A 16,495-nucleotide genomic window follows, 5' to 3' on the forward strand; every position below is an offset into this window, starting at 1 on the left:
TTATAGCGCTGATTTTACCAGATAGAATGATAGGGATGCTGGGAATGTGCAATCGTTACTCCAAACGGAAACCTTGCCCCTGCACAAACTCCTTCATATGTACTCTGCGAGGCTTGTTCACGTAGTGGGCCATTTGCTTGGTCCAGCCGTCGGTTTGTTTGCCTTTGGTGCGGCGTTCGTAATAAGCAGCGGAAATTTCCTCGTACTCCTGCAAAGCTTCACGTATTCCGTCTGTATCATACTGCTCTTCATGGACGTATGCGCGCATCGGGAGGCGCGGCTTTTGCTCGATATCCTGCGCCGGATAGCCCAAGCACATGCCCATGATCGGGTACGTCAAAGGCGGCAGCCCCAGTAGCTCAGCGACCTCCCTCGGATTGTTGCGGATTCCCCCGATCATGACCCCGCCCAGACCGTAGGAACGGGCCGCGAGCAAGACATTCTCCGCTGCCAACGCCGTATCCACCGCCGCTACGAGAAAGCTTTCGACGCCTTCCGCAGCGATCGTTTCCCCATTCATCTCGCAGGCCTGCTGCAGCTTGTAGAAATCGGCGCAAAAAACGAGAAATACCGGACATTCCTCTACCCACTGCTGGCCGCCCGTCAGAACGGCTAATTGCTGTTTTTTCTCACTTGAGCGGACGACGATGACGCTGTAGGCTTGGACATTATGGGAAGACGGAGCCCATTGCCCGCAGGTCAGGATGTCGGTGAGAATTTCTCCGTCGATCGGCTCCTCCGTATATTTGCGAATGGATCGATGTGATTGAATCAAGCGGGTTACTTCTGTCGACATGATTGCCTCCTTATTCAGGGATGATATGGTTTTCTACCTATCATAACCGAATAAGGCGTTTGCGGAACACAAATCTCTTGATCTTTTTCACCGAGAATCGTGATGCGAACAGGTGATGCCGTTGCCTCGCGCTGTGTTCCAAACCAAATCCGGCCTTCCTGGACGAAAATGAACAAGCCTTCCTGATCACCAACTGGAGCAAATGTTTGCGTCGGCGGCCTCCAGGGAACGACACCAAGCTCTTTCTGCACGAAGGAAAGCATGTTCGGGACATCGGCTACGGGCAAGCCGATTTCATCGATCCCGAGCACCTGTCCGATGTGAAAGGCGTCTTGCTGTTGGTTCTGTAGATCATGGCGGGCGATCATCTCTACAATGTTTTGATCCGGGTCCAGGAAATAGAAGGAATGAGCGTTCCAGTGAGGAAAATGAACTTCTGATGATACAGTGCCATCTTCTTCTGGAAACAAGACCAGAGGGACTCTGCTCTCCATCCACGCTCTTGCCTCCTCGTATTTATTTTCCGGAATCGAGAAGGCGAAGTGGTAAAAAGGGGCAACGCTGTCCGGCTCCATTCGAGTAAAACGAACACTCGTACGGCCTGCTTGAAACGCAAAATGATCATCCGATTGCTCCGTCTGAAGAAAACCCAGAAGCTCCGTGTAAAAATGCTTCATTTCGTCCATTCGATTGGCTTGAAAATCAACTCCGATGAACTTCATTCCGATCCCCTCCCTTTTCTTTTAACGTTACCTGATTATTCATACTTTGTAAATGATTAAGTTTATTAAATTGCTCAAGCAGTGCCTGCAATAAAAAAGGCCACTCGTTTACGAGTGGCTGCTGCACGATGTCCTAATGCTTTTGATTTTTCGCTTGATTCCATTGCTTGATCTGTTCAATCATGCCCCTGATTTGATCGCGCGCTTCGGCATGCTCGGGTTCGCTCGCCCAATGCTGCACGAGTGGCGGCATCGCTTTTGACATATGCGAATACAGGCACCAGATCTTGACCATTTCCACGCGTTCCGGCGTTGCCTCTCCCGTTAACAGCTCGGTAAACTTGTACAGCAGCTGATCCAGTTCCGGGATTGGCGTCAGTTTCTTTTCGTCCACGAGATGACCTCCTTCTTTCCTATCGGTCCTTATTTCTTCGTTCATTGTATCCAATCTGGTCAACAGAAGAAAGGATTTTGCCGCACGCTATTCAGCTACGATGCGCAAAAGATCCGTCAGCTTGGAAATTTCGTATGTCGGGCTGATGTCTGTTTCATTTTTCCTTTGCCGCGGGTTAAACCAGCACGTATCGATTCCGTAGCGATTGCCTCCCAAAATATCCGAGGTTAGCGAATCGCCGATCATCAGAACGCGCTCCCGGCGGGTGATGCCCAGTTTGGCAAAAGCATAATCGAAAATTTCCTTCTGTGGCTTCTGATAGCCTGTTTCTTCGGAAATAATGATCTGTTCAAACATCTGCGATAGCGGCGAATGAGAAATTCTCGGGATCTGAACCTCCCGGAACCCATTGGTAATAATCGCCAGCCGCTGTGTAGAGAGAGCCTGACACAATTCCTCTGCTCCCTCGACCAGAAAGCTTCCTTCTCCCAAAAACTTCAGGTAGGTGTCCCCAAAGGCTTCTGGTTGATGAGGAAGCTGATATTTGTTAAACAATCGTTTAAATCTTTCTACTCGCAGCTCGGATAAGGTGATTTCTCCTCGCTCCAGTTCTCCCCAAATCTCTTTTCCAATCTCTTTGTAGCAGGCTGTATAATCATCTGCCCGGTCCAGCATATCAAAGGCGGTATACACCTTTTGCAAAGCGTATTGCTGTGCCCGCTGAAAGTCAAATAGCGTATCGTCCAAGTCGAATAATAGGATATCGTAGTTCATCAGGTCCTCCCCATTGTTGTCGATTTCGTCTTTGATCATTGTAAATCATTCTCACCGTTTCGCAAGTGCAATGGCCACCAAAGCAAAACAGCAAGGCCACGATCACGGGCCTTGCTGCTTGGTGATATTACGAAATTCGAAAACGGTTGATCTGTTGCTTCATGTCATCGGCCAATGCAGCCAGATTTTGTACGGAAGAGGTAATCTCTTCTGATGTAGCCAGTTGTTCTTCGGAAGCTGTGGAGCTTTCTTGGGAAAGCTGCAGCACTTGATCAGAAATGCTTGTGACCTCTTCAATTCCCGCCGCAACCTGTCTGCTGAAGTCGCGAATCTCTTCTACGGATTCATTTACCTCTCGCACTTGGTGGTTGACGTTGTCGATCGCGGCTTCAATAGCAGCAAATGCTTGCTCGGCTTGTCCCGTATACGTCAAGCCTTCTTGAACCAGCATGTTGCCATTTTCCATCGCGCCTACCGCCTGAATCGTCCCCTGCTGAATCAAGCTGGTCATTTCGATGACCTGCTCCGCAGACTTGCGTGATTCCTCAGCCAGTTTTCGGACCTCCTCCGCGACGACGGCGAATCCGCGCCCGTGTTCCCCGGCACGTGCCGCTTCAATCGCAGCATTCAAGGCCAAAAGATTGGTTTGCTCCGAGATCGCTGTAATAAGGGAAACGATATCGGTGATTTGCTTGGAACGCTCGTCCAAAGAACGAATCAATGCTGACGTTTCCTCCGTAGAGGAACGGATGGCATTCATCTGGGACAGGACGTTGTGAATGGATATCGCCCCTTGCTGCGTCATCTTTGTAGCGCTTTCCGTCGCACTCAGCATGCTTTCGCTCGATTGAGAGATGTGATCGACTTCCTCGGCAATTTCCTCGACTTTGAGCGCCGTTGCCTTGAACGTCTCCAACTGCTTTTCTGCTCCGATCGCATTTTTTTGCGAAAGGTCTGCTACTTGCGCTGCTGACTCTGCGCTTTGTTCCGTCGATGCTGACAATTCCTCGGTAGAAGCCGCGATATATTCACTGGATTCCGATACCTGGACCAGGATCTTTCGTAAGTCATCAACCATCTGGTTCATGGAGTCAACCAAAACGCCAATTTCATCGCGATTCCGTACGCGAATCGGTTCGATGGAGAAATCTCCTTCCGCCAACTTTTTCATCGACTCGCTTACTTGAATCACTGGTTTGGATATGAACCGACCGATCCATATACTGATCGCCAGTCCCATTACGAGCGCAATGAGCGTAGCAACGATCAACATTGTAATGATAAAGGTCGTGGTTTCCTTCGCTTTGTTCTGGTCTTTCTCCATGACGGATTTGGCGATATTGAGAATATTGTCCGCCTGTTCGTGAAAAATCGATCCCGCACTGCTGATCGTGGAGTTTTGGAATTGGATCTTGGCCAGCTCAGGATTTTGCTGGTTCATATCGATCAAATCTCGCATCAGGCTGTGGTACTTGTCATAGGCCATGGTAAGATCCGCGATCTGTTCTTTGGCCTCCTCGTTTGGTGCTGTCGTCGCAAACTCATCCAGCGCGGTTTGAAAGATCATCTCCGATGCTTCATAGAGGGATACGTAGGAAGTGTCTTCTGTCAAAAGATATCCGCGCAGCGCATTTTCCTGTACAATCATTTCCTTTTTCAGCAATTGGACGTTTTCAATGACAAGCGAATGCCGCATCAGCAAATTGCTATAGGTCCAATCCACGTTTTTGATTTGCACCATGGCGATCCAGGATACGATCGTAAACAATAGCAAAACCGATAAGAAACCGCTGACAATTTTTTTTGCAATGGTAAATGTGAATACAGCTTTCTTCATGTGTACCATAAACCCCTATCCCCGATAATCGTTATTTCTCTCTATGAGTGATCTGGCGACATGCCAGAGCTTGTCTATACCGTTATCACCACACTCTCCCGCGTCTGACAGGCCCTTTTCAAGAAAATGAAAAATACCTGTTTCATAAACTATTTCCCTTATAGAAATTTTATAAACATTTAGAGGAAAATATTGCCGAACCCGTATATAATTAGAGGGGTTTTCACTCCAACTTTAAAGGTGATTCGTTACAATGATAAAAAAAATGCTGCTCGTCGGATGCTGTATTGCCCTGCTGCTTCTTTTTACCATGCAGGAGGCGCCGGCAAAACTGAAAGAACATGTGATTCGCAATCCTTGGTATATCTTTTCCTGGGATGACGATGGAAATATAATGATTACCGATCCCGAGCAATATGAAATCTTGTCAAACATCGAGTATGTGGCTGAATACGGAGAAATCTACAATGCGCTTCAACCGGCATATCCCAAAGGGAGCGCAAGTATTGTTTTTGATCAATCGCCGAGCATGCGGGAAGGATCAACCATCGAAATACGTTCCGAATCCTATGCTGGGCGACTGAATAAACCACTGGTCCACCAAGCGAAAGTGACCAAAGTCGTTGGAAACGAAGTGCATTTTGCGCCGCCACTGGCGCTGCCGATAGACCGCAATGTTTTCGTGAAGCAGGAACAAACCCGTGTCCAAGATTGGACACAAAAGCAGGTGCAAACAAGCAAAACAGATACCGGCTGGACAGTAACCATGATTGGAAAAACCCCTGTTTCCGTAGTAACGACGCAATATCATTTGGATCAAAATAGTCCGATGATTGGCGTGATTGTAAACACTAGCTATCAAAAGGATGTAAAGGTGTTTCGAGAGGCGCTGGATCTTACGTTCAAACCGCAAGTGTCAGAGGTGTACCGCAAAAACCGGATTGTCGACACCTGGTGGCTTCAGTCTGCCTATTGGCTAGACCGTGAAGGGGTTCGCTTCGGCTCCGGCAATCGATGCGCGTTTTTGTACCATACACCAGAGGTTTCATCTCTTGAGCTGTATACCGATAAGAAAGAACTCCTCATCAACCTGGATCATATGAATGATCATCATTACGTGCAGCAAACCGAGGACAATCGGGTAGGAAAAGTTCGCCATCCTTCCGAATATCGTGCCACGCAGAAGCGAACGAACTCCTTTTCTCTCGTGGTTGGCTATCAGCCCAAGGTTATGCCGCGTTTTATGACCCAGCCTGACGGGTATTTGGCGACACATGTGTGGACCGAGCATGCGGATGAACAGTCCTTGGAGACGAATCGGGCTATCTATTTTGGCTCTGAGAAGATCACTGACGTCTCAAAAGCAGTCGGCGGCTTTGTCAAATACGGGATACCCGTTACGAAAAGCGTTTTTTATTCCAATCCGTATTACAAACCGGACGAACGCTCTTCTATCGCGATCAAACAAAGGCCGGACTTCTTGTCCTTCCTTGATCAGCTTCATGCGAATGGGAATGAAATCGTGCTGCACACGCTCTATCCTTTCGAGTTCCGGCACTATCAGCCGACCACAGAAGAAGCGATGTCATTTATGCAAAATCGCTTCAACAGTGTCACCTGGATTGATCATGGGTACCTGAAATCCAGCTTTGCCTTTAACGGTCTGGACATCAAGACCCCTAACTACATGGCAAATATGTGGGAAAAATATGACACCCGTTATTTCTGGCATTACAGCTCGGAAGATACCGGAAATATCAATACCTCTTTCGATCTCTATCAAAATCGACGTAACGATGCCCAGCGCACTCCGTTGTACTGGTCGCACCCGACCGTCACTGGCCCATTCTACACCTGGGCAGCATTGGTTGTGCCCGAAGATACCTTGGATCAGTATACCGGCAAACATTTGTATGATCTGGTGCGCAATCGCGGAGTTTTGATCAACCATACCTACCTCGCCAGGATTCCCACCGAAAAACGAGGTGGCCATTTTATCGGCCAGGACGCAAAAGGAGACTGGGTTATTCAGCCCTCTTTTGATAAAGTGTTACAAAGAATGGCAGCTTTGCGCGATCGAGGGGATCTATACCTGACCACCGTTGGGAACATCATGGATTATTGGCTGGATCTCTCTCATGTGCAGATGGCGTACGCACCCAACGGAGCCGTCTATCTAAAAAATGAGAGCGGCCATCCGATCAAAGGCTTGTCGATGGCAGCGCGGAGCAAAGAAGTATATGTGAACGGGAAAAAACCTCTCCAAAGAGAGGCGAATGGCGACTTGGTATTCTGGTTTGACCTTGCCCCCGGGGAGTACGCTGTCATCGCGGATACTCCTGAGGCCAGCCTCTATCAGGCGGATTGGAATCGTCCGATCACACTGCAGTCAAAAGAATGGGAGCAACCGCAAAAGCAGTTACTCCAGCTGCAAAATTTCACGAATCTCCTGCTCAGTCAGAGCAGACAAAGCCTCTTCACCTGGTTGAATGACTTCATCAATCAGGTGTTTTTTCTTTTGTTGAAGATCGTACATTTTTTCTTCTACTGTTCCTTGTGTGACCAGTCTGATGACCTGCACGATCTTTTTTTGTCCGATGCGATGGGCTCGATCCGTTGCCTGTTCCTCAACTGCCGGGTTCCACCACAAATCGTATAAAATCACAGTATCTGCACCAGTCAAGTTCAGCCCGGTCCCCCCTGCTTTCAAGGAGATCAGGAACAAATCCCCCTCTCCTTCATTAAACCGTTGGCACAGTGGAACACGCTCGCGGACAGGAGTTTGTCCATCCAAATAAAAATAAGGAATTCCCAGCTCGCCCAGTGTGCGCCCGATAATCCCCAGCATCTCCGTAAACTGCGAGAAAACGAGAACGCGTCTGCCTGCTTGACGACATTCCTCCAAGGTGTCTAGCAGCTGCTCGAACTTGGCGGAGCTGCCTGTGTACTCTTCGACAAACAAAGCAGGATGACAGCATAGTTGGCGCAAACGGGTCAAGCCCGCCAATATTTTGATGCGGTTTTTTTGGAACCCTTTCTCCTGTAGATGCTTCAAGGTTTCCTGCTGTAATTTGACCAGGTAGGACAGGTACAGCTTTTTCTGCTCCGGAAGCAGGTCCGAGGTCTGGATGGATTCAATCTTCTCCGGAAGCTCCTGCAGGACATCCCGTTTGACCCGGCGCAGCAAGAAAGGCTTGATGCGTTTGGCGACGATCTCGGATGGCAGTTCGTTAAACGCTTTTCGGCTGGGAAACAGCGCGGGAAACACGGCATCATAAATCGACCAAAGCTCCTCCAACCTGTTCTCGATCGGGGTCCCGGTCAAGGCAAAGCGGTATTCTGCCTGTATCTGCTTTACAGCATGGGCTGTCTGTGTGGCATGGTTTTTAAACGCCTGGGCCTCATCAAGGATCAGTGAATGGAAACGGGACTTGGCAAAATGGTCGTGATCGCGGCGAACGAGCGGATAAGAGGTAATGATTACATCGACCTCTGCCGTCTCCCGGTATCTCTGTTCACGCTCCTCCTTGGTTCCATCTGCAACCACGGCTTTGACCTGTGGCGCGAATTTCCTCAATTCATGGTACCAGTTATACACCACGGAAGCAGGCGCTACAATCAAGGCAGGAAGCTTCTGCTCCCGAATTTCCGGCAAGACTGAGACGAGGAATGCGATACTTTGCAAGGTCTTGCCCAATCCCATGTCGTCGGCCAGAATCCCGCCAAAACCATAATGGGCCAGTGTTTTCATCCATTGAAAACCGTACCGCTGATAATCACGCAATACATGCTGTAATGAATCGGGCAAGGGAAAATCCAGGTTGTCCGGATGGCGCATGTTTTCCAACAGTTTGCGGAATGACTTACCCAATTGAACAGTGCGTCCCTGTTGATCGGCATCCAGGAACCGCATTCCCCGTATCAGTGGCAGGCGCACCTCGCCGCCCTTCAAATCGGCTTGACGTATGCTCATCGCATCGAGAAAGCGGCCGATCTCTTGAAATTCCTCTCCCTCCAACGGCAGCAAGGAGCCATTTGGAAGACGATAGTATCTGCGCTTCTCCTCGACAGAATGAAGCAGTTGGCGAATTTCTGATTCCGGAATTCCGGCGAACTCAAACTGTACGTCCAACCAATTGGTTCGTTCCTTCAGCTCCACCTTGACCTTTGCACCGACTTGTCCCGGATGAAGCCTGGTTTTGACCGCAGATGTTGCGTACACCTGGACCAGCTTCTCCAACTTGGGCACGACGTGGTAGAGAAAATGATATTCAGCTTCCTCATTCTCCAAAAAATAACCGGCCTCTGTTTGGGTGAACATGCTATTTTGCATGATCTCCAGGATCTTCTCTTCTTTTTCAACGTCCCGGATGAGAATCTGAAAATGGGGCTGCTTTGGCTCTTTTTCCTCCAACGGATTGATCATGACCTGCCCGTAATGAAATTCCAAGCCAGCTAACAAGCGGTCCCGGATTCTGTCCAAATAGAGCTTCGCCTGCAACGGCGTTTTCACGATTCGATCGGAAATCGCAGGGGCGATCTGTACCTCTCCCAGTTTCATCAAGCCCGGTACAACCTGCTCAATAAATGGAGATAGCTGTTCGGGTTCAATCACGATCCTTTCGGCGTTCGCTTTTTCCATGATCTGTTTCAGTTTGAAGAGACGCTTGCAAGGCTCACTCCCTAATTTGTATAAAGCCCCCTCGTACTGCGCCATCCCGTAAGCCTCTAGGATCGTCAAGCGATCCAAACCCTTTACGCTCATTTGGTACTCTTCTTGTCTACCTTCCTCATCCTGCGTGAACGAAAAGGATAGCGGCAAATTCCCCTCTCCCAGCTCAATACCATGGTACTCCTGATCTCCCTGGACCCATTTCACCAAAGGAGCTTTTTGCAAAGCCGACAGCATCCGTTCCCAGAACACAGGCGGAATCAAGAGGATTCGTTCAGCGTTGCGCATGCCAGCATAGCCGATCTGGGCACTGTTGTTGATAGCTTCCCGAAACATGGCTTCATGCTGATATATTTCGAGGAGCAATTGAATCACTTCCTCATTTTCTCGTTCAAAGCAGTGCTCCAGGGGCTCAAAGGTGAAGTGCTTGGAAAAGACGAAAGCTTCCTTGCGGGCGATCCTGTTCAAAAAATCACGCATTTTCTGCACAATATAAAGCCTCTTGCTGCCTAGCCGCATTTCGATGCCAAAGAGCAATTGCCGATATCCATATGGGTATGGCCGAACAGTGAATTCCACCTCAAGGGTTTCCCGCGAATCGAAGCGTACCCGCCCGATCTGCTTTGCCGACTCTTCCTTTCCTTGCCCCTGAAACAAATCCAGCATGCTTTTGGCTGCATGCAGTCTCAAACCGTCTCGTCCGCCCTGAGTAGCTGTCGTGCTCAGGTAAGGACGGAGCAGAGTACCGTGTTCCATACGTTCATGGAGGTGTATCAGAACTGCTGCAATGTGCTGGCAATGATGATCATAAGAAGAAAGAGAGGGACACGTGCATGACGCATCCATGCTCCGATCCTGAGCGAATTCAATGGATACTGCAAAATCTTCCCTTCCACTGACCACCGCTTCATACACTCCGTAGTCATGATCGATGTGCGTGAGCCCCACTTTTCGCTCCCTGACGTATGCCTCACCCTTTTCGTATGCCAATCTGCCACATAATAGCCGAATCTCTTGTCGCGTAAGATGAAAAGCCATCGTCGGTTCCTTTCTATCAATCGATTTTCCGGGCTGTAGGTCCTTCATTTCACCATCATAACAGATGAAACGAAAAAAACTCTTTTGAGTCACCCGTTCCCAATGTGGATTCGGACCCAAAAGAGTTTTTGGTTTTAGGCTTTCATCATCATGATCTTTGCATCTGAAATGTCTCTCTCGCCTTCAAAGAGCGCTGATCCTGCAGCCAACAGGCGGTACCGTGCTGTTCATTCAAGCTCGTTCTGGGAGGAGCGTGATGATGGCATACCTTCATGACGTATGGACAACGGGGTGCAAAAGCACAACCGGTGCCCAGTCGGCTTACGTCAGGTGGCGACCCCGGGATTGGCACCAGAGGTTCCTGTCGATCTGCGTCCAGACGCGGCATGGATTGCAGCAATCCCTTGGTGTACGGATGCTGCGGATTGGAAAAAATTTCATCCGTTGGACCAATCTCGACGATTTCCCCGGTGTACATGACCGCGACTCGCTGCGCCATATTGGCCACAACACCCAGATCGTGGGTAATGAGAATCATGCCCATCTGCGTCTGCTCCTGCACACTTTTCATCAAATCCAGAATTTGAGCCTGAATCGTGACGTCGAGAGCAGTAGTCGGCTCGTCCGCGATCAAAATATTGGGGCGGCAAGCCAATGCGATGGCGATGACGACGCGCTGTCTCATCCCGCCGGAAAATTGGTGCGGGTAGGCCTCCATACGCTCTTCGGCATTGGGAATGCCCACGAGCTTCAGCATCTCAATCGCTTTTTGACGAGCCTCTGCTTTGGTCAAGGTCTGGTGTTGCACAATTCCTTCCATGATCTGCTGGCCGATCTTCATAGTCGGATTCAGCGAGGTCATCGGATCCTGAAAGACCATGGAAATTTCCTTGCCACGCAAAGACTCGAGTTCTCGTGGTGAAATGGTTGTAATATCCATATTTTGGTAATGAATGCGACCATCTGTAATCCGCGTCGTCTGTTTAGGCAGCAAACGCATCAAGCTTTTGGCCGTCACTGATTTTCCAGACCCCGACTCACCGACGATTGCCAGCGTCTCCCCTTTGTTCAGGGTAAACGATACGCCGCGAACCGCCTGGATCACTCGATCCTGAAGATGAAAAGAGATACGCAAATTTTCAACTGAGAGTATAGTCTCGTTCATCGACATCGATCCCTTTCCTATTTTTTCATTCGTGGGTCGAGAGCATCGCGAAGTCCGTCAGCCAGCAGGTTGAAGCTGATCATCAAGACACTGATGATAATACCCGGGAATACGAGTTTGTAGGTAAAATAGCGCATTGCCACATAGCCATCCTGAATCAGCATGCCCAAGGAAGCGAGCGGCGGCTGCAGCCCCAAGCCAATAAAGCTCAAGAAAGCCTCGAAGAAAATGGCGCTGGGAATGGTAAACATGATCGTGACCAAAATCGGACCGATTGCATTCGGCAGCATGTGCTTGACAATCAGACGGGAATTGGATGCGCCTAATGCCCTGGAGGCCATGACGAATTCCTGAGCCTTGATCTGCAGGATTTGCCCGCGGACGACACGCGCCATGCTGACCCAGCCTGTGACGATCATCGCCAAAACAATCGAGAAAATCCCCGGCTCCAGGATGAGAATAAAGAGAATGATGACGATCAGATTCGGGATCCCCATCAGCACCTCGATAATCCGCTGCATCACCGTGTCAGTCCGACCGCCGTAAAAAGCTGAAATTCCGCCGTAGGCTACCCCGATGATCAGATCAAGCAAGGCAGCCAAGCTTGCGATCAACAAGGAGATTTGCGTTCCTTTCCATACGCGCGTCCACAGATCCCGGCCAAATTCATCGGTACCGAACCAGAAGTTCTCTGTCACGCCGCGGACTTCGTATTGGTTGATTCCCTTCGAATCGATTCCATCGAAACCAAGCCACTCAAGCCCAGGAACTTTTGGGGGCAAATTGGAAAAAAGAAGATTCTGCTCGTCGTAGGTACGCCCTGACATCGCAGGACCGGCCAACGCCAGAAAGGTGATCAAGAGGATCATAAACAAAGACAGGACCGCACCTTTGTTCTTCACCAGTCGCTGCCAGGCGTCTTGCCATACAGATTTCATCGGACCGCTGGTTTGCTCTTGCAGACTGGCATCGACCGGCTCCGGGACGAAAAGATCCTCGGGAATCGAATCTGCAGGAAAGAGTGGTGCTGCGGATTGAGGAAGCTGCGAGTTGTTCTTGGTTCGTTCCAGTTCCATGCTCATCCTTTTTGGCTTCCTCCTCGCAAATTGATTCGTGGATCCAGCAAACCGTACAAAATATCGACGATAAACACCATGAAGATAAAGAGAAAGCTGTAAAACAACGTAATCCCCATGATAACGCTGTAATCATTCACGATGACAGAGAGCGAGAATTGCTCCCCAAGACCCGGCACCGAGAAGATTTTTTCAATGACCAGTGTACCCGTCATGATATTGACAGCAAGAGGTCCGAGCATCGTGACAACAGGAATCAAGGCATTGCGCAATACGTGTCGGATGATGACCTTGCGCTGATTCAACCCTTTCGCCTGTGCTGTCATGACATAATCCTGGTTGATGACATCCAGCATCTCGGTGCGGATAAAGCGAGCCACAGTGGCGATCACCGTCACCGACAGGGCGAGCGTAGGCAAAATGGTATATTCGTAGCCCTTCCATAAAGCAGGAGGCAGGAGGCCCCACTTCAATCCCACGTAGTATTGCAAAAGTGCTGCAAAGATGAAGGACGGGATTGACATTCCCAATACGGCCAAAGTCACAGAGGTGTAATCCAGCAAGCTATTATGTCGCAGAGCCGATGTCACACCTAGTGCTAATCCTACCAAGGTCCCGACGATCAACGCCTGAAATCCGATCAGCGCCGATGGACCTATTCGCTCCGAGATGACTTCGGTTACGCTTCTCCCCACATACTTGTAAGAGTCGCCCAGGTCACCTTGGACCAAATTGCTCATGTACTTCAGATATTGAATAGCAACGGGCTGATCCAAGCCGTACTTGGCATTCATGTTCGCCAGTTGCTGATCATTCAATCGATCATTGTTAAAGGGCGTACCTGGAAGCATCTTCATCAAAAAAAAGGTCGCGGTCGCGATAACCAATAATGTGACCAGCATATATCCCAACCGTCGCAGCAGATATGCTCCCACTTCGTCCACCTCATCTCATTCCAGCGTCTGTAAAGCTCCCCCACAGGGGGAAAGAGGATGCTTGGCGGCACCCTCTTTTCACATGAAATCATTTATTTCACGATATCTGCCCAGAGGTAATTGTTCGTTGGTGCAGTTGGCAGGTACACAAAATCTTTTACGTACTCTTTTTGCAGAATCGCGAGTCCTTCTTGATACATCGGCGCAATCGCCACATCTTCCTCGATCAAGATTTTCTCCAACTCTACCATTTGTTTGAAACGGCTTTCCAAATCGGTGTTCAGCTTGGCTTGCTGCACCAGCTCATCGTATTTCGGGTTGGAATATTTCATCCGGTTTGCAGAACCGCCCGTCACCCACATGTCGATATACGTCATCGGGTCGGCGTAGTCTGGTCCCCATGTCCCCAGGGAAAGGTCGTAGGTGATCGCTTTCTCAATTTCCAGACGTTGGTTGGAAGGTACGTTTTTCAACTCAAGAGTCAGACCAGGGAGATTTTTCTCCAGTTGATTTTTCAGGTACTCCCCGATTTTCTTCGATCTGTCGGTGTCAGCAGCGTTTACGCCAAGCTTCACCTCGGTTACGCCGGATTCCTTCAGTCCCTGTTCCCACAATTTCTTTGCATCTTCAAGCGAGCCTTGCTGCAAATCGCCGTTGAATTCGCGGAAATCTTTACCCGACGCGTCTGTTGCAAAACGCTTCGGCACGAGGCCGTTCAATGGCGATGAACCATCGTTCAGAATGACATCAGTCAGACCTTTTTTATCCCATGCCATGCTGATCGCTTTGCGAATGTTCTTATTCTTCAGTACAGGATGTTCATGGTTAAAGCGGATGAAATAGATGGTTGGCGTTTCGATAATATGAAAACGAGGGTCATCTTTGAACTGATCCACGTAGGAAGAGTCCAGCTCAATGCGATCAAGTTGACCCGCTTCAAACAAGGTGAGCCTTGCGGGAGCATCTTTGACAACATAGCCATCGATCTGATCGAGCTTTACTTTTCCTGCATCCCAGTAATTCGGGTTTTTCGTATAGGTCCAGCCCTGATCATGCTTCCAATCCGTCAGCATGAACGGACCATTATACAGCATATTGTCGTATTCGAGGCCGTATTTGTCTCCCTTGCTTTCGACGAATTCCTGTTTTTGGGGATAGAACGTTGGGAAGGACAGCAATTGATTCAACAGCGGGTTTGGATTTTCCAATGTTACTTCCAACGTACGGTCATCCAATGCTTTTACTCCCAGCTCGTCCGGCTGTTTTTCGCCCTTTTCGATCGCAACCGCGTTTTTCACAGCCAGAGTTTCAAACATGAAGCTGTAGTGGCCGGCTTCTTTAAATACCTTCTTCCAAGAGAATTCAAAATCTTTGGCCGTAACAGGCGATCCGTCGCTCCATTTTGCGTTGTCGCGAATCGTGAAGGTATGAACCAGTTTATCTTCACTCACATCATGCTTTTCCGCGATGGCGAGATACGGTTGGCCATTTTGATCCCGACGATAGAGCCCATCCATCGTATTGTTGAGTACAGTGAAGGAAACCGTCTCATGAACGTGGGCTGAATCCAGACTTGGAATTTCGTCTGTATTAAAAACCTGCAATACTTTTTTACCGCTGCTTGGCTGTTCTGTGGTCGTTCCACCGTTGTTGCTTGGCGCAGGCGTTTGGCTGCTCGACTCGCCTGAGTTGAAGTTACAGCCTGTCACCGCCAATGCGGCCATCAACGTAAAAGCCAGAAAACTCTTTCTTTTTTTCATGAGTGCCCCCCTACCATCCAGATCTCATATAGACGATATAACCATATATGGATATACTATATAAAGTACAATTTTTCTGAACTCTCAGTCAAGCCTTAATTAAAATTATCCCGCTTCCGAAAGGTATCTAGTCTCATGTGGTCTTCTCTTACAAGAACAGGGTGGATGCTTCTTGCTCTGAGCCCAGTTATCGCATCGTTGTTCTATTCTCTCGTATTTCCCAGTGATCCCTATTACCTGACCTGGCTCGACGGGCTGACTTATGCCTCTTTACTTATGCTGATGATTGGCGCCATCCTCCTAGTCCGCAATGGCAGATTCTTCTACGGTTTTATCGATAGCTGCAAGCGTTTTTTGCGTTCCCTGCGAAAAAAGGAAAGCTTTATCCGCGAGCAGGAAGGTCACCGTGCGGATGCCGTTTATCAACAAAAAACATGGTCACCCACGCCGTTCTTGCTTGTGGGATTCTTCTATTTTCTCCTCAGTCTTGCTCTCTCGATTCTCTCTATTTCCTGACGCCAAATAGGCTGACCACGTCTTCGGTGGTCAGCCTGCTTGATTCAAGATTTCTTGACGGAGCGAATCTCAATGCCTGCCTCGCGAAATGCGTGGTGGATTGCTTTCGTCAATTCAACCGCTCCGGGGGTGTCTCCGTGGATGCAGATCGTATCGGCACGTACCGTCGCTTCCTTGCCATCCGGCGTCGTCACTTTTCCTTCCTTCACCATGCGCACGACTCGTTTTGCCATCGTCTGCGGATCGGAAATCGTCGGTCCGGAACGCGTCAGGACGATGGAACCATCTTCTGTATGTTCGCGATCGGCGTACACCTCGAGCGCGATCGGGATGCCCATCTTTTCCCCGAGCCAGGCGACAGCCGAGCCGTTCAAGGCGAACACGATCATTTTCTCATCGAGCATCGCCAGGCCCTCCAGAAACGCACGGGCGATCTTTTCATCCGCCATCGCCATCATATACAGGGCACCGTGCGGCTTGCAGTGGTCCAGATCCAATTGATACGCTCGAGCAAATTCGCGCAATGCCCCCGTCTGGTAGAGGATGTAATCGCGAATCTCTTCTGCCGAGCAGTTCATATACCTGCGTCCAAAGCCCATCATATCGGGAAAGCCGGGATGAGCGCCGATGCTCACCCCGTGCTGGCGAGCGAGCTGGACGGTTTTTCTCATCACGTGCGGATCGCCAGCGTGAAAGCCGCAAGCGATATTGGCGGATGAGATCAGGGCCATCATCTCTTCATCATTGCCCAACTGGTAGTGGCCAAAGCTCTCGCCCATATCACAGTTCAGATCTACGTACATGTCTACC

Annotated in this window: 12 protein-coding genes; 1 reads left to right on the plus strand and 11 read right to left on the minus strand. The window is 49.5% G+C overall.

Annotation, left to right across the window (positions count from 1 at the left end):
* Positions 1-55: 55 nt before the first annotated feature.
* The 10 genes from nfsA to T458_RS30415 form a co-directional block, all read right to left on the minus strand.
* Complete coding sequence (nfsA, locus tag T458_RS30370) at positions 56-796, minus strand: oxygen-insensitive NADPH nitroreductase (protein WP_023554242.1); 741 nt, start codon at positions 794-796, stop codon at positions 56-58.
* Positions 797-810: 14 nt separating this feature from the next.
* Positions 811-1,518, minus strand: a complete 708-nt coding sequence (locus tag T458_RS30375; protein WP_023554243.1) for a VOC family protein — start codon at positions 1,516-1,518, stop codon at positions 811-813.
* 133 nt (positions 1,519-1,651) lie between these two features.
* Complete coding sequence (locus tag T458_RS30380; protein ID WP_023554244.1) at positions 1,652-1,912, minus strand: DUF2573 family protein; 261 nt, start codon at positions 1,910-1,912, stop codon at positions 1,652-1,654.
* 87 nt (positions 1,913-1,999) lie between these two features.
* Positions 2,000-2,686, minus strand: a complete 687-nt coding sequence (locus tag T458_RS30385) for a YjjG family noncanonical pyrimidine nucleotidase (RefSeq protein WP_031305298.1) — start codon at positions 2,684-2,686, stop codon at positions 2,000-2,002.
* A gap of 127 nt (positions 2,687-2,813) precedes the next feature.
* Positions 2,814-4,523 (minus strand): methyl-accepting chemotaxis protein, encoded by a 1,710-nt coding sequence (locus T458_RS30390; protein WP_023554246.1) that lies wholly within the window; start codon positions 4,521-4,523, stop codon positions 2,814-2,816.
* 2,419 nt (positions 4,524-6,942) lie between these two features.
* The gene (locus tag T458_RS30395) at positions 6,943-10,233 is read right to left on the minus strand and encodes a DEAD/DEAH box helicase (protein WP_031305299.1); all 3,291 of its coding nucleotides are present in this window, start codon (positions 10,231-10,233) and stop codon (positions 6,943-6,945) included.
* Between the two features lie 148 nt (positions 10,234-10,381).
* The gene (locus T458_RS30400) at positions 10,382-11,398 is read right to left on the minus strand and encodes an ABC transporter ATP-binding protein (RefSeq protein ID WP_031305300.1); all 1,017 of its coding nucleotides are present in this window, start codon (positions 11,396-11,398) and stop codon (positions 10,382-10,384) included.
* Positions 11,399-11,415: 17 nt separating this feature from the next.
* Entirely contained in the window at positions 11,416-12,468 is a 1,053-nt protein-coding gene (opp3C, locus tag T458_RS30405) for an oligopeptide ABC transporter permease (protein ID WP_427329495.1), read from the minus strand.
* Between the two features lie 8 nt (positions 12,469-12,476).
* A complete protein-coding gene (locus T458_RS30410) occupies positions 12,477-13,409 on the minus strand; it encodes an ABC transporter permease (RefSeq protein WP_023554251.1) in 933 nt (310 codons plus the stop codon).
* Between the two features lie 92 nt (positions 13,410-13,501).
* A complete protein-coding gene (locus T458_RS30415) occupies positions 13,502-15,169 on the minus strand; it encodes a peptide ABC transporter substrate-binding protein (RefSeq protein ID WP_023554252.1) in 1,668 nt (555 codons plus the stop codon).
* A 165-nt stretch (positions 15,170-15,334) separates the two neighbouring features.
* Here T458_RS30415 and T458_RS30420 point away from each other — a divergent pair, with 165 nt between their 5' ends.
* Positions 15,335-15,685, plus strand: coding sequence for a DUF3899 domain-containing protein (locus T458_RS30420; protein WP_023554253.1), 351 nt, complete (start codon positions 15,335-15,337; stop codon positions 15,683-15,685).
* Positions 15,686-15,729: 44 nt separating this feature from the next.
* On the opposite strand, the gene T458_RS30425 is transcribed toward T458_RS30420, so the two are convergent.
* The gene (locus T458_RS30425) at positions 15,730-16,488 is read right to left on the minus strand and encodes a LamB/YcsF family protein (protein WP_023554254.1); all 759 of its coding nucleotides are present in this window, start codon (positions 16,486-16,488) and stop codon (positions 15,730-15,732) included.
* Positions 16,489-16,495: the final 7 nt, after the last annotated feature.

Origin of the sequence: Brevibacillus panacihumi W25 (assembly GCF_000503775.1) — a bacterium.
Classification (GTDB): domain Bacteria; phylum Bacillota; class Bacilli; order Brevibacillales; family Brevibacillaceae; genus Brevibacillus; species Brevibacillus panacihumi_A.

Excerpts from the sequence above, each read along its gene's own strand:
- nfsA (WP_023554242.1), bottom strand. The coding sequence starts at position 796 with ATGTCGACAGAAGTAACCCGCTTGATTCAATCACATCGATCCATTCGC.
- T458_RS30375 (WP_023554243.1), bottom strand. The coding sequence starts at position 1,518 with ATGAAGTTCATCGGAGTTGATTTTCAAGCCAATCGAATGGACGAAATG.
- T458_RS30385 (WP_031305298.1), bottom strand. The coding sequence starts at position 2,686 with ATGAACTACGATATCCTATTATTCGACTTGGACGATACGCTATTTGAC.
- T458_RS30390 (WP_023554246.1), bottom strand. The coding sequence starts at position 4,523 with ATGAAGAAAGCTGTATTCACATTTACCATTGCAAAAAAAATTGTCAGC.
- T458_RS30395 (WP_031305299.1), bottom strand. The coding sequence starts at position 10,233 with ATGGCTTTTCATCTTACGCGACAAGAGATTCGGCTATTATGTGGCAGA.
- T458_RS30400 (WP_031305300.1), bottom strand. The coding sequence starts at position 11,398 with ATGAACGAGACTATACTCTCAGTTGAAAATTTGCGTATCTCTTTTCAT.
- T458_RS30415 (WP_023554252.1), bottom strand. The coding sequence starts at position 15,169 with ATGAAAAAAAGAAAGAGTTTTCTGGCTTTTACGTTGATGGCCGCATTG.
- T458_RS30420 (WP_023554253.1), top strand. The coding sequence starts at position 15,335 with ATGCTTCTTGCTCTGAGCCCAGTTATCGCATCGTTGTTCTATTCTCTC.
- T458_RS30425 (WP_023554254.1), bottom strand. The coding sequence starts at position 16,488 with ATGTACGTAGATCTGAACTGTGATATGGGCGAGAGCTTTGGCCACTAC.